The sequence below is a fragment of the Pseudonocardia kunmingensis genome, assembly GCF_006716445.1.
Taxonomy (GTDB): Bacteria; Actinomycetota; Actinomycetes; order Mycobacteriales; family Pseudonocardiaceae; genus Pseudonocardia; species Pseudonocardia kunmingensis.
In genome coordinates, this window is the sequence record NZ_VFPA01000001.1 from 1,649,174 (window position 1) to 1,671,629 (window position 22,456).

Below are 22,456 nucleotides of genomic sequence, written 5' to 3' on the forward strand. Positions count from 1 at the left end.
GAGGACTGCACATGGCATCGAGGACCGCACTGTGCCTGGTCGCCGTGGCGGCCATCGCGTCCCTCGTCGGATGCGGGGCTCCGGGCGTGAGCGCGCCGGACGCCCCGGGGAGCCGGATCCGCTACATCGTCCCGTTCGCCCCCGGCGGGGGCACCGACACCGCCGCACGGGAGACCGCGCGCACGCTCTCCTCCGCGGGCATCTCCCACGGCGACATCTACGTCGAGAACATCGGGGGCGCGGGCGGCCTCCTGGGTATCCAGACCCTGGCCCGGCAGGGCGATGACAACACCCTGATGCAGTGGGTGGACGTGCTGGCGCCCCTCTACCGCGAGGACGCGCCGATCCGCATGGACCAGCTGCGTCCGGTGGCGCAGCTCGCGACCAGCCCGCTGATCCTCGTCACCGCGACCGGCTCGCGGCTCCGCACGTTCCAGGACCTGATCGACGGCATGGCGACGGACGAGGCGACGTTCGGACTGTCGAGCACCTTGCAGTCGAAGGAACCGGCGACCTGGCAGACGATCGCCCGCGACCGTGGCATCGACCCGCAGACGCTGAACTTCGTCCCCAGCAAGGGGGTCTCGCAGGTCGTCCCGGACGTCGTCAGCGGGCGGATCGACGTCGCACTGGTCGTGCCGAGCCTGGCACGCAGCTACATCGACAACGGAGACCTGCGCGCGCTCGCCGTGACGTCGGACGAGCGGCTCGAGTCGTTGCCCCACGTCCCGACGCTCCGCGACCACGGACTCGACGTCTCCTACTACCGGGCGCAGGGCGTCGTCATGTCCGCGGCGGCGTCGGACGAGGCGGTCGCGTACTGGGCCGAGGCGCTCCGCGACGTCAGCCGCACCGAGGAGTGGGCCCGGTTCGCGCAGAAGAACGGCCTGATCGTCGAGTACAAGGGCCCCGACGAGTACGGCGCGTGGCTGCGCGAAGAAGGCGACGAGTTCGGCCGCTACCTCCAGGAGCGTGGTTGAGATGTCCACGAGCACCGACACCCGTCGACGCGGCGGGCTCCCGTCCGCCTTCCCCGTCGTCGCCGGCCTGTGGACCGCCACGGTCCTGTGGCAGGCGGCCACCCTCTGGACCGGCAGCACCGACACGAGCGCGGACCTCGGACCCGCGTTCCTCCCCCTGGTCCTCGGCACGGTCGTGCTGGTCCTCCTCGCGATCGACGCCATCCGGCAGACCCGGCGGCCGCGCCCCGAGGAGGTGCCCGCCGCGCCCACCGGTCCCGGAGCGCGGCTGCGTCGCTGGTCAGAGCCTCCGATGCACCGGTTCGTCGCGCTGGCCGTCGTCGCCGCGCTGCTCGGCCCGTGGATCGGCCTGGCGGCGGTGCCCCTCCTGATCCTGTGCTGCCTGCGCGTCGTCGAACGGCGTTCCTGGACCCGGGCCGTCCTGACCACGGCGCTCCTGACCGCCGGCCTGTACGTCGTCTTCGTCGTCCTGCTGCAGGTCCCCATCGACCTGCTGCCCTCGTGAGGGAAGTGCTGCGGTGGAACTCCTGACCCTGCTGGGCGGCGGGCTGGCCTCGGTCCTGTCGGACCCGGCCACCCTCGCCTGGTGCGCCCTCGGCGTCACGATCGGGACGGTGGTCGGCGCTCTCCCGGGCATCGGCACCGTCACGACGATGGCCGTGCTGCTCCCGTTGACGTTCGGGCTGTCCCCGGTGAGCGCCCTGGTGCTGCTCGTCGCCATCTACATGGGCGGCATGTTCGGCGGGCGGATCAGCTCGATCCTGCTCAACATCCCGGGCGACGCGTCGAGCGTCGTCTCGACCTTCGACGGGTACCCGCTCGCCCGGAGCGGCCGGGTCGGCTACGCCCTGACGCTCAGCGCCGTCGCGTCCTTCGTCGGGGGGATGATCGGTTTCGTGGGGCTGGCTCTCCTCGCCGCGACCCTCGCCCAGGCCGCGATCCTCTTCGGACCGGCCGAGTACTTCCTGCTCGTCACGCTCGTGCTGCTCCTGACCTCCGGCATCACGAACTCCACGCGGACGAAGGCGATCGCCGCCGTCGGCATCGGGGTGCTCATCTCCACGGTCGGGCTCGACCGCGTCACCGGCGACGAGCGGTTCACCTGGGGAGTGGTCGACCTCTGGGACGGCGCCGACCTCGTCGTCGTCGCCATCGGCATCTTCGGGCTCTCCGAGGTCTTCGTCCGCGTCCGGGACGGCGGCACCGTCGACCACGCCACCCGGGTGTCGCTGCGTTCGCTGTTCCCGCCCGCCCGCAGCATCGTCCGGTACTCCCCGAGCATGGCCCGCGGTGGCCTCATCGGCTTCCTGATCGGGATCTTCCCCGGCGCCGGGGCGTCGATGGCGACGTTCATCGCCTACGCCACGGAGAAGCTGTTCGGGAAGGACCGCGACAGCTTCGGGAAGGGCAACCCGCGCGGGCTCGCGGCACCCGAGGCCGCGGACAACGCCTCCGTGGGCGGTGCGCTGATCCCGACCCTCGCGCTCGGCATCCCGGGCTCGGCGAGCGGCGCCATGATCCTCGGCGGGCTCGTCATGGTCGGCCTCCAACCGGGGCCTGCGCTGTTCACGAAGTCCTCCGACATCGTCTGGGCGGTCATCGCCGCGGTCGTCGTGGCCAACGTGATGCTGCTGGTGCTCAACACGGCGCTCGTGCCGTTCTTCGCGGGTGCGCTGCGGGCCGTCTCCCCGTTCCTCACCGCGTTCATCGCGAGCTTGTGCTTCGTCGGCGTCTACTCCCTGCGCAGCAACTTCTTCGACGTCGGCCTGATGGTCGTCTTCGGGATCGTCGGCTACCTCATGCGACGCTCGGGCTACCCGCTGACCAACCTGCTGCTCGGCGTGATCCTCGGCCCGATGCTCGAGGACAACCTCCGCCGGGCCCTGCTCGTCTCCAAGGGCGAGTGGTCGGTGTTCTGGTCCGGTCCGGTCGCGGCGACCCTGCTGGCCGTCATCGTCGTCGCCGTTGCCGGCCTGGTCGCGCACGGCCTCTGGCAGATCCGGGGAGAGAGGCGACAGGATGTCCGACTGTAGGCTCTGTGTCGGAAACACCGCGCCGTGTTCCACGGCCGGCAGCGCCGATCCCGGAGGATGAGATGGCCGAGGACCGCCGGACCCGGCGCACCAAGCGGCTCCTGAAGGCCGCCCTGGTCCAGCTCGTCCTCGCGAACGGCTTCGACGACGTCACCGTCGAGGACATCACCGAGCACGCGGACATCAGCCGCGCCACGTTCTACAAGTACTACCGGGACAAGCAGGCCCTGCTCGACCAGGTCGTCGCCGACGTGCTGGCCGAGCTGCAGGAACGCCTCGTCCCGCTCGCGCCCGCGTCCTCCCGCGGGTTCACCGGCAAGCCGGTGCTGGAACTGTTCCGGCACGCCCGGGAGGAACGCGACACCTACCGGGTGATCCTGCGCGGGGAGGGGCACGGGAGCGCCCTGCGGACCTTCGTCGACAGCCGGACGGCGACGGCAGCGAAGATCTTCGCCGACCGCGCAGCCCACCACCGCGTCACCATGCGCATCGACGCCGAACTGCTCGCCCGCGCCTGGGTGGGTGAGCAGGTCGCGATCCTGCAGTGGTGGCTGGAGGAGGACGAGCCGTCGATGTCGGCGGAGGAGATCACCCACATGCTGCTCGACCTGTCCCTGCGCGGGCGGCTCTGGGCGAACGGGTTCGACGGTCCCGCCGAGGGCCTGCTCGACGCCCCGAGCCCGTGACCGCCGTCAGCCGGGCAGGTCGGCGAGCAGCTCGCTCTCGATCACGGCGCGCATGCGTCCGAGCACGTCCATCATCGTGTCCACCAGCTGCTGGGCCTCCTTGGCCGAGCGCGCGGAGGCGATCTCGCGGCGGGCGTCGCCCATGAAGCTGGTGAGCAGCGCGACGAGCACGCGGTTCACCGGGCTGTTGCTCGCGCCGAGGAGGCGGAAGTTGTCCTTCACCCACTCCTTGCCGCTCTGGCGCAGCAGCTTCTGGAACCCGGGCGGGGTGTCGCCGTCGTGGACGAGCTTGACCAGGTCCCGGTTGGTCCACGTGGCCTGCAGGTAGGCGCGGGCACCGGCCTCGAACAGCGCGAACGGGTCGGTGACGCCGTCGGCCCGCGCGGCGGCGACCGCGGCGGCCGCCACGGCGTGCTGCTCGTCGCGGTAGCGCTCCCACAGCGCGGTGAACAGCTCCGCCTTGCCGCCGAAGTGGTGGTAGAGGCTCCCGACGCTCGACCCGGCCCGCTCCACCACCTCGGAGACACTCGCCTCCGCGAAGCCGCGGCGCGCGAACACGACCCGGGCGGCGTCCAGGAACTGGACGCGGGTCTGCTCGGTGGTGCTCCACTGCCGGCCCGCACTGCGGCCGCTGCTGCGCGCTGTCACGGCGCCTCCTCGATCGCTCGACATCCGGACCCCACCTCGGACGCCGGTCGCGCAAGCCTACGTAGCCACGGTATCGACGGGGCGGAAGACCGGGACCGCGGTCTCCCCGTGGTCCTCCCAGCCGAGGTCGACCCGCATCCCGACGCGCACCGCGTCCGGATCGGCGTCGACCTCGGCGAGCATGCGGAAGCCCTCGTCGAGGTCGACGTAGGCCACCACGTAGGGCGCGTGCGCGCGGAAGAACGGGTGCCCGTGCTGGCGCACCACGGTGAACGTGTAGACGACGCCGCGGCCCGCCGACTCGCGCGTCTCGCCGCCCTCCACCCGGCGCGGGAAGAAGACGACCTCCCCGTCCGGACCTGTGCCGTAGGTGAGGCGGTGCTCGCCGCACGCCCGCCAGAACTCCGCGGTGTCGGGCTCGGTGAGCACGGGCAGCGGTCGGGTGTCGGTCATGTCAGTCCCTCCCCAGTACGACGGTCGCGGCGGCGTGGCGGGTGCCGAGCAACCCGCCGTTGCCGTGGGCGACGGCGGTGCGGGCCCCGTCCACCTGCGAGGTCGACTCCCCGCGCAGCTGCCGGGCCGCCTCGATCAGCAGGAAGATCCCACGCATCCCGGGGTGGTTGGACGAGAGCCCGCCGCCGTCGGTGTTGAGCGCGGGCGCGCCCGGCCGGTCGAAGCGCAGCCGCCCGCCCTCGACGAACGGGCCGCCCTCGCCCTTCTTGGCGAACCCGAGGTCCTCCAGCAGCGTGAGCACGGTGATCGTGAACGAGTCGTAGATCATCGCGATGTCGACGTCCTCCGGCCGCACGCCCGCCTCGGCGAACGCGGGCGGACCGGACTGCGCGGCCGCGCTCGTGGTGATGTCCCGGTCGTTGCCCGGGTAGCCGACGGCCTCGCCGGAGCCGAGGATCCACACCGGCGACGGGCGGCAGTCGGCCGCCACGTCCGCCGCCGCGATGACGACCGCGCCGCCGCCGTCGGAGACGAGGCAGCAGTCGAGCAGGTGCAGCGGGTCGGCGACCATGCGCGAGCCGAGCACGTCCTCGACGGTGATCTCGCCGGTCTTCCGGATCCCCAGCGCGGCGAGCCCGGCGACCGCCTCGGGGTTGCGCACGGCGTGCGCACGCGTGGTGACCGCGATCTCGGCCAGCTGCTCGGGCGTGGTGCCGTACTCGTGCATGTGCCGCCGCGCCACCAGTGCGTAGTTGCCGATCAGCGGCAGCCCGTAGGGCGTCTCCATGTTGTTCGCCGGCGCGGGGTCACCCGGTGGGCGGGCGCCGGTGCCGATGGCGCGCGACTCGCTCTTCGCCGTGGACCCGTAGGTCAGCAGCGCGACGCGGGCCCGGCCGGCGGCGATGTCACGGGCGGCGTGGGCCGCGTGGAACTCGTAGGAGCTGCCGCCGACGCCGGTGGTGTCGACCAGCCGCGGGGAGATCCCGAGGTACTCCGGCACCGCGATGCCGGCCATCGGGCCGGTCTCCCCCGCGTCGTAGACGGCGTCGACGTCGGCGAACGTGAGGCCGGCGTCGGCGAGCGCGCGGGCCGCGCACTCGGCCTTGATCTGCCACTTGCTCAGTCCGTCGACCCGCCGCGAGGCGAGCTCGTGGATCCCGACGATCGCGGCGGCGCGCGCTGCCATCTCCTGCCTCCTGCTTCTAGTGTGGTCTGTTCGCTCCGCAAGCTCCGCTCAGTGGAACCGGACGCGGCCGCGGTCGATCACGACCCAGCCGTCGGCGGTGGCGGTGCGGAAGAGCGCGGTCCCCGGCTCGTCGCGCCAGATCGAGACGACGAGCTCGTCACCGGGCAGGACGGGCCGGCTGAACCGGCCCGACATCGCGTCGAACCGGTCCGGGTCCGAGTCGCACAGCGCGTGCAGCAGGGCCCGGCCGGTGAACCCGTAGGTGCACAGCCCGTGCAGGATCGGCCGCTCGAACCCGCCGCGGGCGGCGAACGCGGGGTCGGCGTGCAGGGGGTTGCGGTCGCCGGACAGGCGGTAGACCAAGGCCTGTTCCGGGCGGGTGCGGTAGCGGACCTGCTCGTCGGGCGCGCGCTCGGGCAGCGCCCACGGATCGCTGGTGGAGCCGGATCGCCCGAAGCCGCCCTCGCCGCGGATGAACACCCCGCTGCGCGTGGTGACCAGCGGCTTCCCCGTCTCGGCGTCGGCCGCGGTGCTCTCGGTGGTGACGAGCGCGCCGCTGCCCTTGTCGGCGATGCCGGTGACGGTGGAGACGACCTGCACCCGCCCGTCGACGGGCAGCGGCGCGTGCAGCTCGAACGCCTGCTCGGCGTGCACGAGCTTGGCCGGGTCGAAGTCGCCGAGCCTGCGCCCGGTGCGGGCCTGCGCCGCCAGCACGGCGAACGTGGGCAGGACCCGCAGCTCGACACCGGCGGTGTTCTCGGTGGTGAAGGCGAGCTCGTCGGTGGGGTCCTGCGCCCCGGCGCCGACGCCGAGCGCGTAGAGGATCACGTCGTCGGCGCGCCAGCTGCGCTCGACGGGCTCGGAGGCCACTCCGACGAGATCGTGGTCCAGCGCCATCGCTGCTCTCCCGTCCCCGATTTGGAATGCGGTTCTAGGACAGAGTTGGCCCAGCGGCACAGCCGTGTCAAGCCGTTGACACGGCGCGACGCTTGCGCCCATAGTCGAATCCGGTTCTAGGACGCCGATTCAGTCGACGCCCGGGGAGGATCCGATGGCGCAGCCGACTCGATCAGTGACGCTCGACGCCGCGGGGCGCCACGCCCCGCCCGACCCGCTCGACCCCGCCGCAGCACGCAGGCGGCTGGCCACACCCGAGCGGCTGCGCGAGTTCTTCGCACCGCGCAGCATCGCGCTCGTCGGGGCATCGGACAGCTCGGGCTGGGGCCGCTTCGTGGTCGACAGCCTGCGCACCGCCGGCTTCACCGGCGCCCTGCGCCCCGTGCACCCGAAGCACCCGACGGCCTTCGACCTGCCCACCGTGCCGAGCCTGCGCGCGCTCGACGCGCCCGTCGACCTCGCCTACGTCTTCGCACCCACGCACGCGGTGGAGAGCGTGCTCGACGACGCGGCCGCGGCCGGCGTCCGCAACGCCGTGGTGCTCGCCTCCGGCTACGGCGACGGCGGCGACGCGCAGGGCCGCGAGCTCGAACGCAGGCTCGTCGAGCAGGCCGTGGCCCGCGACATCACGCTCCTGGGCCCCAACTGCCTCGGCTTCGTCAACGCGGCCGCGTCGGTGGCGCCGTTCGGCCTGGGCATCGTGCCGCCGCTGCGCCGCGGCCCGGTCGGCATCGTGCTGCAGAGCGGGGCGCTCACCAGCAACGTCCTCGCCTTCGCGCGCGTCCACCAGGTGGGCATCAGCCTGCTCACCTCGATGGGCAACGAGGCCGTGATCACCACGGCCGACGTCGTCGAGCACCTCATCGCCGACGACGACTGCGAGGTGATCGGCCTGTTCCTGGAGTCGGTGCGCGACGCGCCGCGCTTCACCGCGCTCGCCGCGGCCGCGATGGCCGCGGGCAAGCCGATCGTCGCGCTCAAGGTCGGGCGCACCGAGGCGGGGCAGCGCACCGCCCTCGCCCACACCGGCGCGCTGGCGGGCGACGACGCCGTGGTCGACGCCGCGTTCCGCCAGTACGGCGTGATCCGGGTCAAGAGCCTGGAGGAGCTGCTGGTCACCTGCGGGCTGATGGGGTCGGGGCAGGTGCCGAGCGGGCGCCGGGTCGGTGTGGTCACCGCATCCGGCGGGGCCTGCGACATCATCGCCGACCGCAGCACCGACGAGGGCGTCGAGATCGTCGAGTTCGCGCCGGCGACGACGGCCGCGCTGCGCGCGGTGCTCCCCCCGTTCGCGGCGGCGCAGAACCCGCTCGACGTCACCGGCGTCATCCTCGCCGACCGCGGCTCCGCGCAGTCCGCCCTCGGCGACGTCGCGCTGAACGCCGTGGTCGACGACCCGGGTGTCGACTTCGTCTTCAACATGCTCGCGCTGCCCCAGGCCGAGCCGCCGGACCCGTCGGTGGTGGAGCGGCGCGTGGCCGAGGTGGCGGCCACGACCGCGCGCTCGCGCGTGCCGGTCGTCAACTTCACGGCCACCTGCACCGACCTCTCGCCCTACGCGCAGTCGCTGCTGGACCGCCACGGGCTGCACGCGCTGGGCGGCATCGAGTTCGGTCTCACCGCCATCGGGCACGCCCTGACCTGGCACGAGACCCGGTTGGCCCCGCCGGCGGTCGGTGCGGGCACCGCGGCGACCGCGCCGCCCGGGCTGCCGTCCGGGCCGTGGTCGGAGGCGCGCGGGCGCGACCTGCTCGCGGCGAGCGGCGTGCCGCTGGTGCCCGCCGAGCTCGTCATCGACGCCGACGCGGCCGTCGCCGCCGCGCTGGCGTTCGGCGGGCCGGTGGCGCTCAAGATCTGCTCGGCCGAGATCACGCACAAGAGCGACATCGGCGGCGTCGCGCTCGGGGTGTCCGGCGCCGACGAGGTGCGCACGGCCTTCGGGCGGGTGCTGGCGGCCGGGCGGGCGGCCACGTCCGCGATCGACGGCGTGCTGGTCAGCCCGATGCGCGCGCCCGCGACGGAGCTGTTCGTGGGCGTCACGGTGGACCCGTCGTTCGGCCCGGTGCTCGCGGTCGGGCTCGGCGGCGTGTTCATCGAGGTCCTGCACGACGTCGCGCTGCGGCTGCTGCCGGTCGACCCGGGCCAGGTGCGCCGCATGCTCGGCGAGCTGCGCGGCGCGGCCGTGCTCGGCGGGGCCCGGGGCACCCGGCCCGCCGACCTGGACCGCGTGTCCGAGGTCGTCGCGGGCGTCGCCGCGGCCGCGGCCGGGCTCGGGCCCGCGCTGCAGACGCTGGAGATCAACCCCTTGCGCGTCGACGGCGGCGACGTCGAAGCGCTCGACGTCCTCGTGGTGACTGCGTCGTCGTAACTGGAGGCAACTGATGGAACTCGACCTCGGACCGGAGGCGGAGGCCTTCCGGCGCGAGATCCGGGAGTGGATCGCCCGGAACGCCCCCAAGGGCCTCGCGGAGCTGGTGGACTGGAACTCGCCGCCGATGACGGGCGGCGACCGTGCGGCGTTCGAGCAGGCGGAGGCCGATCCCCGGTACGCGGAGTGGACCCAGGCCCTGCTGGCCGACGGCTGGATCTGCCCGCAGTGGCCCGAGCGCTTCGGCGGCCGGGGCCTCGGCCCGGTGCAGAACGCGATCTACAGCGAGGAGCTGGTGCGCGCCGGCCTGCCGCGGATCCGGCGCGGGTTCGGCGAGAACATGGTCGGCCCGTCGATCATGGTGCACGGCACCGAGGAGCAGCAGAAGCACTTCCTGCCCCGGATCATCAGCGCCGAGGACGTCTACTGCCAGGGCTTCTCCGAACCCGAGCAGGGCTCCGACCTCGGCGGTGTGCAGACCCGCGGGCAGGTCGTCGGCGACGAGGTGGTGGTCACCGGGCAGAAGGTGTGGACGTCCGGGTTCTACCGGGCGAACATGATCTTCGTCCTGTGCCGGACGGACCCCGAGGCGCCCAAGCACAAGGGGCTGTCCTACGTCCTGCTGCCGATGCGCGACAACAACATCGACGCGCGCCCGCTCAAGCAGCTCACCGGCTCCGCCGAGTTCGGCGAGGAGTTCATCGACGGCGCCCGCGCGCCGCTGTTCAACGTCATCGGCGGGCTCAACAACGGCTGGCGGGTCGCGATGACGACCCTCGGGCACGAGCGCGGGGGCAGCGCCACCACCGCCCACCTGCGCTACCGCCGCCAGTTCGAGGCGCTGGTCGACCTGGCCCGCAAGCAGGGCCGCGACCGCGACCCCGCGATCCGCGACGAGCTGGCGTGGTGCCACACGCACGTCGAGATCATGCGCTACCAGGGCATGCGGCTGATGGCGCAGCTCGCCGAGGGCCGCGAGCCGGGGCCGGAGGCGTCGATCGCGAAGCTGTTCTGGAGCGAGTACGAGCGCCGCGTCGGCGAGCTCGCCGCGGAGCTGCTCGGCGCCGAGGCGCTCGTGCGCCCCGAGGGCGAGGGCTACCGCACGACCCACTGGCAGGGCGTGTTCCTGGCCAGCCGCGCCGGGACGATCTTCTCCGGCACCAGCGAGATCCAACGCAACATCATCGCGGAACGGGCGCTGGGCCTGCCGCGGGAACCGGTGGCAGGAGGGGTCAAGTGACAGGCAGGCTGGACGGACGGGTCGCGGTCGTCACCGGGGCCGGGCGGGGCATCGGCGCGGGCATCGCGCGGCTGCTGGCCGCCGAGGGTGCGGCCGTGGTCGTCAACGACCTCGGCGCCGAGGTCGACGGCAGCGGCGCCGACACCGGACCCGCGGCCACGGTGGCGCAGGAGATCACCGACGCGGGTGGCGCGGCCGTGTCCGACGGCGGCGACGTCGCCGACCCCGAGGTCGGCGAGCGCCTCGTCCGCACCGCGGTGGACAAGTTCGGGGCGCTGGACGTGCTGGTCAACGCGGCCGGCATCCTCCGAGACCGGATGATCTTCAACCTGGCCGAGAAGGAGTGGGACGACGTCATCCGCGTCCACCTCAAGGGGCACTTCTCCACCACCAAGCCCGCGTCGGCGTACTGGCGCGAGCAGCGCAACGCCGAGGGGCACTACCGCCTGATCAACTTCACGTCGGTGTCGGGGCTGTACGGCGCGCCCGGCCAGCCCAACTACGCCGCGGCGAAGATGGGCATCGTCGGGCTCACGTACTCGTGCGCGAACGCGCTGGCCCGCTACGGCGTCACCGCCAACGCGATCTCGCCGGGCGCCGCCACCCGCATGATCGCCTCCATCCCCACCGAACGGCAGCGCGGCACGCTCCCGTCCGACGACGAGCGCTCGCCCGACAACATCGCCCCGATCGTCGCGTACCTGGCGAGCACGGCGTCGGACTGGCTCACCGGCCAGGTCATCGGCGCCCGCGGCTACGAGGTGCACCTGATGAACAAGCCCGAGCCGATCCGGCACGTCGTCTCGAACGGCCCGTGGGAGCCCGACCGGCTCGCCGACCTGGTCGAACGCGTCTTCAAGCCCGCCGTCAGTTAGCAGGAGGCAGCCATGCAGCTGGTGTTCGACACCGAGCAGGAGGACCTGCGCCGCTCCGTGCGCCGGTTCCTGGAGAACGAGGTGCCGCTCGCGACGGTCCGCACGCTGATGGACACGCCCGACGCGCACGACCCGGCCCTGTGGCGCCGGATGGCCGAGGAGCTGGGCCTGCAGGGCCTGATGGTGCCCGAGGAGCACGGCGGCAGCGGCGCGGGCTTCGTCGAGCTCGCCGTCGTCGCCGAGGAGATGGGCCGGGCGGTCCTGCCGGGCCCCTTCTTCGCGACGGCCGTGCTCGCCGTGTCCGCGATCCTCGACGCGGGCGACGACGAGGCGGCCAAGGACCTGCTGCCCGGCATCGCCGACGGCTCCACGATCGCCACCCTCGCCGTCACCGAGGCCGGCGGGCGCTGGGAGCTGGACGCCACCGAGGCCACGGCGCGCGCGTCCGGTCCGGACTGGACCCTGCACGGCGTCAAGAGCTACGTGCCCGACGGGGCGCTCGCCGACCTCCTGCTGGTGGTGGCCCGCACCGACGCCGGGCTCTCGCTCTTCGCCGTGGACGCCACGGCCTCCGGGCTCACCCGCACGGCCGTGCCCACGCTGGACCAGACCCGCCCGCTCGCCCACCTCGAGCTCGACGGAGCGGCGGCCCGGCTCGTCGGCACCGACGGCGCCGCGGCGCAGACGGTGCGGCGCACCCTGCACAAGGCCGCGGTGGCGCTGGCGCTGGAGCAGGTCGGCGGGGCGCAGGCGGCCCTCGACATGGCCGTGGCGTACGCGAAGCAGCGCGTCCAGTTCGGGCGCGTGATCGGCTCGTTCCAGGCCGTCAAGCACAAGGCCGCGGACATGATGCTGAAGGTCGAGTCGGCCCGCGCCGCCGCGTACTACGGGGCGTGGGCGGTGGCGGCGGACTCCGACGAGGTCCCGGCCGTCGCGAGCCTGGCCAAGGCCTACTGCTCCGACGCCTACTTCCACGCCGCCGCCGAGAACATCCAGATCCACGGCGGCATCGGCTTCACCTGGGAGCACGACGCGCACCTGCACCTCAAGCGCGCCGAGGCCACGCGCCTGTGGCTGGGCGACCCGTCATGGCACCGCGCACGGCTGGCCGACGCGATCGGGGTGTGACGCCCGCAGGCCCCTCCGGACAGCACCTTGGCTCCAACGTGCGGTCCAGCGGGGCCTCCCGACAGCAGGATGGCTCCAACGTGCGGTTCAGCGGGGCCTCCCGACAGCAGGATGGCTCCAACGTGCGGGAGGCAGAGGGCTCCGAGCGGGAGCGGGTCCGCTATGCCTGGCGACTGCTGTCCGTCGTCTGCCTCGCCTCGCTGATGAGCGGGATCAACGTCAGCTCGCTCAACATCGCGCTGCCCGCGATCGTCGCCGGGCTCGACGCCGGGCCGGTCGGCGCGAGCTGGATCCTGCTGTCCTTCCAGCTCACGCACGTCACCCTGCTGATCTTCTTCGGCCGGCTGGCGGACGTGTTCGGAAGGCGCACGATGTACCTCACCGGCGTCGGGCTGTTCACCGCGGCGAGCCTGCTGGCCGGGGCGGCGCCCGACGTCGGGCTGCTCATCGCCTGCCGGGTGCTGCAGGCCGCCGGCGCGGCCATGCTGATGACCAACAGCGCCGCGCTGGTGACGGCCGCGTTCCCGCGCCGGATGCTCGGGCAGGGGCTGGGCATCTACATGGCGTCGTTCTCGCTGGCCCAGATGCTCGGGCCGACGGTCGGCGGCCTCGTCACCACCGAGTGGGGCTGGCGCTGGACGCTGCTGCTGAACGTGCCCATCGGCATCGTCTGCCTGCTGTGGGGGCTGCGGGTGATGGAACGGGTGCCGCGCTCGGGCGAGCCGCTGCGGCTCGACCCGGCGGGCAACCTGCTGGTCGTGCTCGGCCTCGGCGGGCTGCTGGTCGCGCTGTCCCAGGGCGGCTCGGGCGACTGGCTGCACCCGCTCGTCGTCGCCGGTGCCATCGCGTTCCTGGTGGCGGTTCCGGTGTTCCTGCTGGTGGAGAAGCGGGTGGCGGCACCCGTGGTGGACGTGCGGCTGTTCTCCGAGCCGGTCGTCGGGATCGGGGTGCTCGCCGGGTTCCTCGGCACGATGTCGCGTTTCGCGGTGGTGCTGCTCATGGGCCTGTACTTCCAGGCCGTGCAGGGCGACACCCCGAGCGAGGCCGGGCTGAAGGTGCTGCCGATCGCGATCGCCTCGATCGTCTCCGCACCCGGGGCGGGGCTGGTGCTGCGCTGGGTGCGGGCCCGGACCGTCGCGGTCGTGGCGTCGACGGTCTCGCTCGCCGGGCTGGTGCTGCTGCTGGCGGTGATCGACGTCGACACGCCATACCCGCTGCTCATCACGGCGGTCGTGGTGATCGGTCTGGGCTCCGGGGCGTTCGTGCCGGCCAACAGCACGGCGATGCTGCAGGACGTGCGCCCCGACCGGCTGGGCATCACCAACGCGGTGCGGCTGATGGCGCAGAGCTGCGGCGTGACGATCAGCACCGCGCTCTCGCTGATGCTGATCGGCCTGCCGCTGCCGCCCGACCTGCGCGCGCACGTGCTCGAGGGCTCACTCTCGCGGGTCTCCCCCGACGCGCTCGACGGCCTGATCACCGGCTTCCGGTGGACGTTCGGACTGATGGCGGTGATGTCGGTGCTGTGCGTGCTGGCATCGCTCGTAGGACGGCAGGCGGGCCGGGGAGTCCCCGGGCCGCGCGCCGCGGTGACCGATCTGGAGGAGTGAGATGGGACAGCTCGACGGACGGGTCGCGCTCGTCACCGGCGCCAGCCGGGGCATCGGCGCGGCGATCGCGCGCCGGCTCGCGGCCGAGGGCGCCGCGGTGGCGGTGTCGGCGCGCACCGCGGCGGAGGGGGAGTCGCGTTTCGCCGGCACGATCACCGAGACCGTCGCGGGTATCGAGGCCGCGGGCGGGCGGGGGCTCGCGGTGCGGGCCGACCTCTCCCGGCCGGCCGACCGCGTGGCGCTCGTGCAGCAGGTGGAAGCCGGGCTCGGCCCCATCGACGTGCTGGTGAACAACGCCGCTGTCACGTGGTTCACCCCGGTCACCGAGTTCTCCGACAAGCGGTTCGCGCTGATGTTCGAGGTGCAGGTGACCGCGCCGTTCGACCTGGCCCGCCGCGTGGTGCCGGGCATGCGCGAACGGCGCCGCGGGGCGATCCTCAACATCTCCTCCCGGGCCGCGATCCACCCGCCGGTCGAGCGGGCCGGGCGCGGCGGCACCGTCTACGGGATGTGCAAGGCCGCGATCGAGAGGTTCAGCACCGGCCTGGCCGCCGAGGTGCACGCCGACGGCATCGCCGTCAACGCGCTCTCGCCCAACCGCGTGGTGCCGACCCCGGGCACGCTGTTCCACCACCTCACCACGGAGGGCGCCCCGGACGCCGAACCCCCGGAGGTGATGGCCGAGGCCGCGCTCGCGCTGTGCCGGCCGAGCCCGCTGCTCACCGGCCGGATCGCCTACTCGCAGGACCTGCTCGCCGAGCTCGCCACCCGCACCTCGGAGCCGTCCTGATGTTCTCGAGCCCGAGAATCAGCAGTACGGCTCCAAGGTGCTGTCGGGAGACCTGTGCGCGCTCAGGCCGGTGTCGCCACGGTCTGCGCCCTGCCGGCCGCGACCTCGATGTAGTGCGGGTTGTTCATGACGCCGAACAGGTTGCCGAACGGGTCGACCACGGACGCGGTCACGAAACCGGAGCCGTCACCGTGCTCGGTGATCGGCTGGTACTCCCGCGCCCCCAGCGCGATCAACCGGTCGACGGCGCTCTCGAGGTCGTCGACGTGCCAGTACATCACCGCTCCGCCGGGGGCGTTGGCGGCGCCCGGCGGGGCGTAGCGGCGATCGATGAGCCCGATCTCGTCACCGTCGTCGCCGATGCGGAACTCCACGTAGGCGGGCGTCGCCGGGGCCGACGGGTAGGCGTAGTAGGCCTCGACACCGAACAGCTCGGCGTACCAGTCGCGCGCGGCGGCGAGGTCGTCGGCGTAGAGGTTCATGGTCGCGAATCCGCGGAACATCGGATCTCCCTCGGTGGGCGGTCGGTGTGCGGTCACCGCTGTGACCGCCGTTTGAAAGTAGCCGGTAACAGGTGACCAGTCAATGAGCTTTGTTGGTAACATTCGGTCATGACGCCCCCTCTCGACACCCTGCAGAGCTTGATCAACACCTGGTTCGGGCGGGTCGCGACCGGCGACGGCGACGAGACCCTGCAGTCCCCTGCCGATCTCGCCCGCTGGTGCCGTGGGCACGGCGTCGACGTCGCCGACGGCGAGATCTCCGCCGCGGACCTCGAGCTCGCTCTCGCCGTCCGGGAAGGCATGCGCGCGGCACTGGCCCGCCACAACGACGCCGAGCAGCCCGCCGACGCCGCTGCACGGGAGCGACTCGACCAGGTCGCGTCGGACCTGCACCTGCACGTCACCCTGGACGGCGGGCGACCGCGCCTGCGGCCACGCGAGGTCGCCCCGGTGCGACACCTGATGGCGACGCTGCTCGCGGCAGCCGTCCTCGCCGACCAGGACCGCACGTGGCAGCGGCTGAAGGTGTGCCGCGAGCCGCGGTGCCGGGCGGCCTTCTACGACACCTCGCGCAACAACTCGGGCGTGTGGTGCTCGATGAGCGCGTGCGGCGCCGCGGCCAAGCAGCGCGCGTTCGTCGAGCGCAGGCGGGCCAGGAACGCCGCCGCGCGCCGAGCCGCGGCGCCGTGAGCCGGCCCGGCCGGGACCCCCTGCCCGCGGGCTGGGTGCGGGTCGACTGCCACGTCCACACCGTCGCTTCCGGGGACTCCGTCCTCGGGATCGAGGAGCTGGCCGAACGGGCCGTCGCCGCGGGCATCGACGTCGTCTTCGTGACCGACCACCACGAGGTCTCCGCGGCGCTCGCCGCCCGCAGGCGCGATCTGGGCGTGCGGATCGAGGTCGGCGAGGAGATCCGCACGCCCGACGGCGAGGTGCTCGGCCTGTTCCTCGCCGAACGGATCCCGTACGTGCTGCCGCTGCCGGACGTCGTGGCGCGGATCCGCGCGCAGGGCGGGCTCGTCGGGCTCCCGCACCCCTACGACCCGGTGCGCTCGGGCACCGGTGCGGTGGCCGACGAGCTGTGCGGGGCCGGCGGCGTCGACTTTGTGGAGGCGTTCAACGCGAAGGTCGGCGACGCCGCGCACAACGCCGCGGCGGCCGCGTTGGGCGTCCGGCACGGACTGCCGGTGTCAGCGGGCTCGGACGCGCACGACGGGCCCGGGATCGGCGCCGCGTACGTCGAGATGCCCGACTTCGACGGACCCGCGGGCTTCCTCGACGCGCTGGGCCGCGGGCGCCTCGTCGGCGAGCTGCGACCCCATGCCGAGCGCTTCCGCAAGCCTTGACATGCACCGTGACGTGCCGCACGATCGAGACGCGTTCTAGAGCTGGATTCTAACGGTTCTGGCCGCTCGCAGCGCTGCGAGCGCACCCGCGCCCCAACGAGGAGGCTGCGTGTCCACCACCGTGACCAACCCGCCGCTGCTGCAGGTCGAGGACCTCCACGTCACCTTCGACACCCCCGAGGGCACGGTCGAGGCGGTGTCCGGGGTGAGCTTCTCGGTCGGGGCGCAGGAGACCGTCGCGGTGGTCGGCGAGTCCGGCTCCGGCAAGACCGTCACCGCGCTCGCCGTGCTGCAGCTGCTCGACGGCGGCCGGATCAGCGGGGGCCGGGTGCTCTGGGACGGCGAGGACCTCGCCGCGCTCGACCGCCGCGCGCTGCGCCGCGTCCGCGGCAACGAGATCGCCATGATCTTCCAGGACCCGATGACGTCGCTCGACCCGCTCTACAGCGTCGGCCACCAGATCGTCGAGGCGCTGCGGCTGCACCGGCGGATCAGCAAGCGGGACGCCCGCGAGCGGGCGGCCGAGCTGCTGGAGCAGGTCGGGATGCCCGACCCGCGCCGTCGGCTCGCGGCCTACCCGCACCAGCTCTCCGGCGGCCAGCGGCAGCGCGTCATGATCGCGATCGCGCTCGCGTGCTCGCCGCGGCTGCTGATCGCCGACGAGCCGACCACCGCGCTGGACGTCACGATCGAGGCGCAGATCCTCGAGCTGCTCGGCGACCTGCAGCACGAGTACCGCAGCGCGATGCTGCTGGTCACCCACGACATGGGCGTGGTCGCCGAGACCGCGGACCGCGTCGTCGTCTTCTACGCGGGGCAGGTCGTCGAGCAGGGCGCCACCGCCGACGTCCTGAGCGACCCGCAGCACCCCTACACCGCGGCGCTGCTGGACGCGATGCCCACGCCGGGCACCGACCGCGCGCAGCCGCTCGCCGCGATCCCGGGCGCCGTGCCGCCGCTGCGCGCGATGCCGGCGGGCTGCCGCTTCCACACCCGCTGCGCGCGCGCGTGGGACGAGTGCGGGCACACCGAACCCCTGCTGCACGAGCTGCCCGGCGACCGCGCGGCGCGCTGCCTGCTGCACCGGCCCGGCCAGGAGCGCCCGCTCCGGGACGCGCTCACCACGAAGGGGGCCTGATGTCGTCCTCGCCCGCGGCGCACCCCCTGTCCGCCGACGCCGCCCCGGCAGGCGACCTGCTGGAGGTCACCGGCCTCGTCAAGCACTTCCCCATCACCCGCGGCCTGCTGCGCCGCACGGTCGGGCACGTCCGGGCGGTCGACGGCGTGTCGTTCCGGATCGCGCCGGGCGAGACCGTCGGGCTGGTCGGCGAGTCCGGGTCGGGGAAGTCGACGGTGGCCCGGCTGGTGCTGCGCCTGCTCGACCCGACGAGCGGCAGCATCCGCTTCGACGGCCGCGAGATCGCCGGGCTCTCCGCCCGCGAGCTGGCCCCGCTGCGCCGCCGGATGCAGATCGTGTTCCAGGACCCGGTCAGCTCGTTCGACCCGCGCATGACGGTCTGCTCGGTGATCACCGAGCCGCTGGAGGCCCAGCGCATCTCGTCCGGGCGCGCGGCCCGGCAGCGCGCCGGCGAGCTGCTCGAGCTCGTCGGGCTCTCCGCGGGCGACCTCGACCGCTACCCGCACCAGTTCTCCGGCGGCCAGGCCCAGCGCATCGGCATCGCCCGCGCGCTGGCCACCGACCCGCGCCTCCTGGTGTGCGACGAGGCCGTCAGCGCGCTCGACGTCTCCGTGCAGGCCCAGGTGCTCAACCTGCTGCGCAGGCTGCAGCGCGAGCTGGGGCTGTCCTACCTGTTCATCGCCCACGACCTGAACGTGGTGCGCTACGTGTCCGACCGCGTCTGCGTCATGTACTTGGGACGGATCGTCGAGCAGGGCCCGGCCGAGGCGCTGCTGGCCGACCCGCGCCACCCGTACACGCAGAGCCTGGCGGCGGCGATCGCGGCGGACCCGCGCAACCCGACGCGGCGCCGCCGCGGCGTCGTGCGCGGGGAGACGCCCAGCCCCAGCGACCCGCCGAGCGGATGCCACTTCCACCCCCGCTGCCCCCACGCGTTCGACCCCTGCCGCGACGTCGAGCCCGCCGCCGTCGCCGCGGGCCCGGGCCGCACCGCGTCCTGCCACCTGCTCGGGGAGGCCGACCGTGCTTGAGTACGTCGTCCGCCGCGGCCTCTACGGCGTGCTCGTCGTCGCGCTCGTCACCGTGTTCGTGTTCCTCACGCTGCGCCTGATCCCCGGCGACGTCGTGCGGCTGCAGCTCGCCGACGCCCCCGGCGTCACCCCGGAGCAGCTCGCCGAGCGCGCCGCGCAGCTGGGCCTGGACCAGCCACTGCTCACCCAGCTCTGGGTCTTCCTCACCGACGCCGTGCGCGGCGACTTCGGCACGTCGTTCCAGAGCGGCGAGCCGGTCACGGCGCTCATCGCCGAGCGGCTGCCCACCACCCTGCAGCTCGGGGTGATGGCGGTGCTCGTGAGCATCCTCCTGGGCGTGCCGCTCGGCCTGCTCTCGGCCGTGCGCCAGAACAGCTGGCTCGACCAGGGCCTGCGCGCGGTCTCGGTGGCGGGGCTGTCGATCCCCAACTTCTGGCTCGGCCTGCTGCTGGTCACCTACCTCGCGCTGTGGTTCAGCTGGTCGCCGCCGCTGGTGTACCGCACGCCGGGCGAGGACCTGGGCTCCAACCTGGTGCACATGGCGCTGCCCGCGATCGCGCTGGGGGTGGCCGGCATGGCGGCCATCGCCCGGATGCTGCGCTCGTCGCTGCTGGAGGTGCTGCGCTCGCCGTTCGTGCGCACCGTGCGGGCGAAGGGCGCGCCGGAGCACACGATCCTGTTCACCCACGCCGTGCGCAACTCGCTGGTGCCGGTGTTCAGCCTGCTGGGCCTGCAGGTCGGGCACATCCTCGGCGGCACCGTGATCCTGGAGTCGATCTTCGCGATCCCCGGCATGGGCATGCTGATCTTCGAGTCGGTGCAGGTGCGCGACTACCCCGTCGTGCTCGGCTGCGTCGTCGTGTACGGCGCGGTGTTCGTGCTGGTCAACCTCGTGGTCGACGTGCTGTACGGCGTGATCGACCCGCGCATCCGGTACGCGTGAGGAGCAGCTGATGAGCGAGATCGCGGTCCCGATCGCCGCACCGCGGCCGGGCGGCACGCGCCGCACGCTGCGGCTGCTGCGCCGCCAGCCCCTCGGGGTCGTCGCGGGCGTGGTGGTGGTGCTGCTCGTGGTGGCCGCGGCGCTCGCGCCCGTCATCGCGCCCTTCGACCCCACCGCCCAGCAGCGGGAGAACTTCCTGCAGATCCCCGGCGGGCAGTTCCTCATGGGCACCGACGACCTGGGCCGCGACATCTTCAGCCGCGTGCTCTACGGCGCCCGCACCTCGCTGCTGGTGGCGGTGTGCACGCTCGCCGTCGGCGGGGCGCTCGGCGTCGCGATCGGGGTGGTGTCGGGCTACTTCGCGGGCGGCTGGATCGACACGCTGCTGCAGCGCGTCATGGACACCCTGATGGCGATCCCCGGGATCGTGCTGCTGCTGTTCGTCGCCGCGCTGCTCGGCCCCAGCATCCGCAACACGGTGATCGCGCTGAGCCTGCTGGTCGTGCCCTCGTTCAACCGCGTCGCGCGCGGGGAGATGCTGCGCATCCGCGAGGAGCTCTACGTCGAGTCGGCGCGGGCCAGCGGCTGCAGCACCTGGCGCATCCTGCGCCACCACGGCCTGCCCAACCTGCTGGCGCCGATCCTCGTGGTCACCAGCCTGATGTTCGCGATCGTGATCATCGCCGAGTCGGCGCTGAGCTTCCTCGGCATCGGCACCCCGCCGCCCACGCCGTCGTGGGGGGCGATGCTGTCCGACGGCTCGCGCTACATGGAGATCGCCCCGTGGATGGTCGTGTTCCCCGGCGGTGCGCTCACCGTCGCGGTGCTCGCCTTCAACCTGCTCGGCGACGCGCTGCGCGACGTCTTCGACCCCAAGCAGTCCCGCTAGAAGTCGTCACTGACCATCTGGGAGTCCACATGCGCTCGTACCGGCTGGTGCTCGCCCTCGTCGTCGTGGCGCTGCTCGGCACGGCCTGCTTCAGCGCCCCCGGCGGCGGGGGCGCCGGGGGCGCCGCGCTCGAGGACCGCCGCCCGGAGGAGAACGCAGGCCCACCGCAGCCCGGCGGCGCGTTCCGCTACGCGCTGCCCTCGGACGCGCGCTCGCTCGACCCGCACCGCGAGTCGTCGTTCAACACGCACATCGCGATCGGATCCACGTACAGCAAGCTGGTCGACTTCAAGACCGGCCCGGACGTCCCCTACGGCGCCCCGGAGCTGGAGGGCGACCTCGCGGAGAGCTGGGAGACCTCCCCGGACGGCACCACCTGGACGTTCCACCTGCGCCAGGGCGTGCGCTTCCACGACGTCGCGCCGGTGAACGGGCGGGAGTTCACCTCCGACGACGTCATGTGCACGCTCCAGCGGATCCGCGAGCTGCCGGGCCACCAGGTCAGCCAGCTCGCGATGGTGCAGGAGGCCGGCGCGCCCGACCCGTACACCGTCGTCTTCCGGCTCACCGAGCCCTACGCCGAGTTCGACACCAACCTGGCAGGCCACTTCATGTGGATGCTGCCGTGCGAGGCCACCCGCGGCGAGTTCGACGTGTCCACCACCGCGATCGGCACCGGCCCCTACGTGCTCGAGCGCTGGGAACGCGACCGCGAGCGCGTGCTCACCGCCCACCCCGACTACTACGTCGAGGGCCAGCCCTACATCGAGCGCATCGAGATCTCGATCGTGCCCGACCAGGCCGCCGCGATCGCCGCGTTCCGCACCGGCCAGACCGACTTCCTCAGCGCGCTGTCGCTCGACCTCGCACAGGCCGAGCGGATCCTCACCGAGGACCCGGAGGCGGTGCTGTTCCGGGAGCAGGGCCTCACCCAGACCCGGCTGTACATGAACCAGGCCCGCGAGCCCTTCGACGACGTGCGCGTGCGCCGCGCGATCGCGCTCGCGATCGACCGGCAGGGGATGGTCGACACGATCCGCGCCGGCGGCAGCCCGACGGCGGCCGTCACGCCGACGCTGTTCGGCGGGCTGCCCTCGGAGGAGGCCGCCCGGCTGCAGCCGCACGACCCGGAACAGGCCCGCGCGCTGCTCGCCGAGGCCGGCTTCCCGCAGGGCTTCTCCACCCGGATGATCCTCACCGACGGGTACGGCGAGAACGTCGTGCGCGAGGCGCAGTGGGTGCAGCAGGACCTCGCCGAGATCGGGATCCAGGTCGAGCTCGTCCTACAGGACTACGCCACGTACTTCACCGAGAGCTTCGCGGGCGAGAACTACGACATGGGCTACGGGCTGCAGACGCCCATGCTCTCCGCCGACGACTACCTCAGCAGCGAGTGGGCCTCCGACGGCCCGCGCAACTGGTACGGCATCTCCGACCCTGCGCTCGACCAGATGATCAACGAGCAGCGCGGCGAGCTGGACCGGGCCACCCGCGAGGAGCAGCTGCACGAGATCCAGCGCTACATCATGGAGAACGTGTCGAACCCGGTGCCGCTCTACGTCTACGACGGGCTGTCGATCTACGCGCCGTACCTGCACGACGCGTGGCCGCACCCGGACTACGGCACGCGCCACCAGGCGAGGATGTGGCTGGGGCCCGAGGCCCCGGGTCGCGCCTAGAACGACGAACGGCACTCTCGTCGGTAGCGACGC

The 22,456-nt window shown here is 73.1% G+C and carries 22 protein-coding genes; 17 read left to right on the forward strand and 5 right to left on the reverse strand.

Annotation, left to right across the window (positions count from 1 at the left end; all coding sequences use genetic code 11):
* Positions 1 to 11: 11 nt before the first annotated feature.
* The 4 genes from FB558_RS07800 to FB558_RS07815 all read left to right on the forward strand — a co-directional run bounded on the left by FB558_RS07800 (position 12) and on the right by FB558_RS07815 (position 3,699).
* Positions 12 to 980: a Bug family tripartite tricarboxylate transporter substrate binding protein gene (locus FB558_RS07800; protein WP_142049657.1), complete on the forward strand. Its 969-nt coding sequence runs from the start codon at positions 12 to 14 to the stop codon at positions 978 to 980.
* A 1-nt stretch (position 981) separates the two neighbouring features.
* Positions 982 to 1,485: a tripartite tricarboxylate transporter TctB family protein gene (locus tag FB558_RS07805; RefSeq protein WP_142049660.1), complete on the forward strand. Its 504-nt coding sequence runs from the start codon at positions 982 to 984 to the stop codon at positions 1,483 to 1,485.
* 13 nt (positions 1,486 to 1,498) lie between these two features.
* Positions 1,499 to 3,013 (forward strand): tripartite tricarboxylate transporter permease, encoded by a 1,515-nt coding sequence (locus FB558_RS07810; RefSeq protein WP_142049663.1) that lies wholly within the window; start codon positions 1,499 to 1,501, stop codon positions 3,011 to 3,013.
* Positions 3,014 to 3,075: 62 nt separating this feature from the next.
* Entirely contained in the window at positions 3,076 to 3,699 is a 624-nt protein-coding gene (locus FB558_RS07815; protein ID WP_142049666.1) for a TetR/AcrR family transcriptional regulator, read from the forward strand.
* A 6-nt stretch (positions 3,700 to 3,705) separates the two neighbouring features.
* Here FB558_RS07815 and FB558_RS07820 read toward each other — a convergent pair whose 3' ends face one another.
* Genes FB558_RS07820 through FB558_RS07835 form a run of 4 tightly spaced genes read right to left on the reverse strand, consistent with a single transcriptional unit; the run spans position 3,706 to position 6,883 of the window.
* A complete protein-coding gene (locus FB558_RS07820) occupies positions 3,706 to 4,347 on the reverse strand; it encodes a TetR/AcrR family transcriptional regulator (protein ID WP_211366187.1) in 642 nt (213 codons plus the stop codon).
* Between the two features lie 57 nt (positions 4,348 to 4,404).
* Positions 4,405 to 4,800, reverse strand: coding sequence for a Zn-ribbon domain-containing OB-fold protein (locus FB558_RS07825; protein ID WP_142049671.1), 396 nt, complete (start codon positions 4,798 to 4,800; stop codon positions 4,405 to 4,407).
* 1 nt (position 4,801) lies between these two features.
* Positions 4,802 to 5,986: a thiolase C-terminal domain-containing protein gene (locus tag FB558_RS07830; RefSeq protein ID WP_142049674.1), complete on the reverse strand. Its 1,185-nt coding sequence runs from the start codon at positions 5,984 to 5,986 to the stop codon at positions 4,802 to 4,804.
* A 48-nt stretch (positions 5,987 to 6,034) separates the two neighbouring features.
* The gene (locus tag FB558_RS07835; RefSeq protein WP_142049677.1) at positions 6,035 to 6,883 is read right to left on the reverse strand and encodes a MaoC/PaaZ C-terminal domain-containing protein; all 849 of its coding nucleotides are present in this window, start codon (positions 6,881 to 6,883) and stop codon (positions 6,035 to 6,037) included.
* Positions 6,884 to 7,037: 154 nt separating this feature from the next.
* Between FB558_RS07835 and FB558_RS07840 the strand changes: the two genes are divergently transcribed.
* The 6 genes from FB558_RS07840 to FB558_RS07865 all read left to right on the forward strand — a co-directional run bounded on the left by FB558_RS07840 (position 7,038) and on the right by FB558_RS07865 (position 14,894).
* Entirely contained in the window at positions 7,038 to 9,251 is a 2,214-nt protein-coding gene (locus FB558_RS07840) for an acetate--CoA ligase family protein (RefSeq protein ID WP_142049680.1), read from the forward strand.
* 13 nt (positions 9,252 to 9,264) lie between these two features.
* Entirely contained in the window at positions 9,265 to 10,491 is a 1,227-nt protein-coding gene (locus FB558_RS07845) for an acyl-CoA dehydrogenase family protein (RefSeq protein ID WP_142049683.1), read from the forward strand.
* A complete protein-coding gene (locus tag FB558_RS07850; RefSeq protein ID WP_211366189.1) occupies positions 10,488 to 11,366 on the forward strand; it encodes an SDR family NAD(P)-dependent oxidoreductase in 879 nt (292 codons plus the stop codon). The genes FB558_RS07845 and FB558_RS07850 overlap by 4 nt, the downstream gene beginning before the upstream one ends.
* Before the next feature lie 12 nt (positions 11,367 to 11,378).
* Complete coding sequence (locus FB558_RS07855) at positions 11,379 to 12,494, forward strand: acyl-CoA dehydrogenase family protein (RefSeq protein ID WP_142049686.1); 1,116 nt, start codon at positions 11,379 to 11,381, stop codon at positions 12,492 to 12,494.
* Between the two features lie 122 nt (positions 12,495 to 12,616).
* Positions 12,617 to 14,104: an MFS transporter gene (locus FB558_RS07860; RefSeq protein ID WP_211366192.1), complete on the forward strand. Its 1,488-nt coding sequence runs from the start codon at positions 12,617 to 12,619 to the stop codon at positions 14,102 to 14,104.
* Position 14,105: 1 nt separating this feature from the next.
* The gene (locus FB558_RS07865; RefSeq protein WP_142049691.1) at positions 14,106 to 14,894 is read left to right on the forward strand and encodes an SDR family NAD(P)-dependent oxidoreductase; all 789 of its coding nucleotides are present in this window, start codon (positions 14,106 to 14,108) and stop codon (positions 14,892 to 14,894) included.
* A gap of 62 nt (positions 14,895 to 14,956) precedes the next feature.
* On the opposite strand, the gene FB558_RS07870 is transcribed toward FB558_RS07865, so the two are convergent.
* The gene (locus FB558_RS07870) at positions 14,957 to 15,397 is read right to left on the reverse strand and encodes a VOC family protein (RefSeq protein ID WP_142049694.1); all 441 of its coding nucleotides are present in this window, start codon (positions 15,395 to 15,397) and stop codon (positions 14,957 to 14,959) included.
* 108 nt (positions 15,398 to 15,505) lie between these two features.
* Between FB558_RS07870 and FB558_RS07875 the strand changes: the two genes are divergently transcribed.
* The 7 genes from FB558_RS07875 (at position 15,506) to FB558_RS07905 (ending at position 22,423) form a co-directional block, all read left to right on the forward strand.
* Positions 15,506 to 16,087 carry a CGNR zinc finger domain-containing protein gene (locus FB558_RS07875; RefSeq protein ID WP_142049697.1) on the forward strand — a complete coding sequence of 194 codons (582 nt, stop codon included), beginning with the start codon at positions 15,506 to 15,508 and terminating at the stop codon, positions 16,085 to 16,087.
* On the forward strand, positions 16,084 to 16,743 hold the full coding sequence (locus FB558_RS07880; protein ID WP_170231229.1) for a PHP-associated domain-containing protein: 660 nt from the start codon (positions 16,084 to 16,086) through the stop codon (positions 16,741 to 16,743). The genes FB558_RS07875 and FB558_RS07880 overlap by 4 nt, the downstream gene beginning before the upstream one ends.
* Before the next feature lie 109 nt (positions 16,744 to 16,852).
* Positions 16,853 to 17,881, forward strand: a complete 1,029-nt coding sequence (locus tag FB558_RS07885; RefSeq protein WP_246106305.1) for an ABC transporter ATP-binding protein — start codon at positions 16,853 to 16,855, stop codon at positions 17,879 to 17,881.
* Positions 17,881 to 18,912, forward strand: coding sequence for an ABC transporter ATP-binding protein (locus FB558_RS07890; protein WP_142049703.1), 1,032 nt, complete (start codon positions 17,881 to 17,883; stop codon positions 18,910 to 18,912). Before FB558_RS07885 ends, FB558_RS07890 begins: the two co-directional genes overlap by 1 nt.
* On the forward strand, positions 18,905 to 19,855 hold the full coding sequence (locus FB558_RS07895; protein ID WP_142049706.1) for an ABC transporter permease: 951 nt from the start codon (positions 18,905 to 18,907) through the stop codon (positions 19,853 to 19,855). Before FB558_RS07890 ends, FB558_RS07895 begins: the two co-directional genes overlap by 8 nt.
* A gap of 10 nt (positions 19,856 to 19,865) precedes the next feature.
* On the forward strand, positions 19,866 to 20,744 hold the full coding sequence (locus tag FB558_RS07900) for an ABC transporter permease (protein ID WP_142049709.1): 879 nt from the start codon (positions 19,866 to 19,868) through the stop codon (positions 20,742 to 20,744).
* Between the two features lie 29 nt (positions 20,745 to 20,773).
* Complete coding sequence (locus FB558_RS07905; RefSeq protein ID WP_142049711.1) at positions 20,774 to 22,423, forward strand: ABC transporter substrate-binding protein; 1,650 nt, start codon at positions 20,774 to 20,776, stop codon at positions 22,421 to 22,423.
* Positions 22,424 to 22,456: the final 33 nt, after the last annotated feature.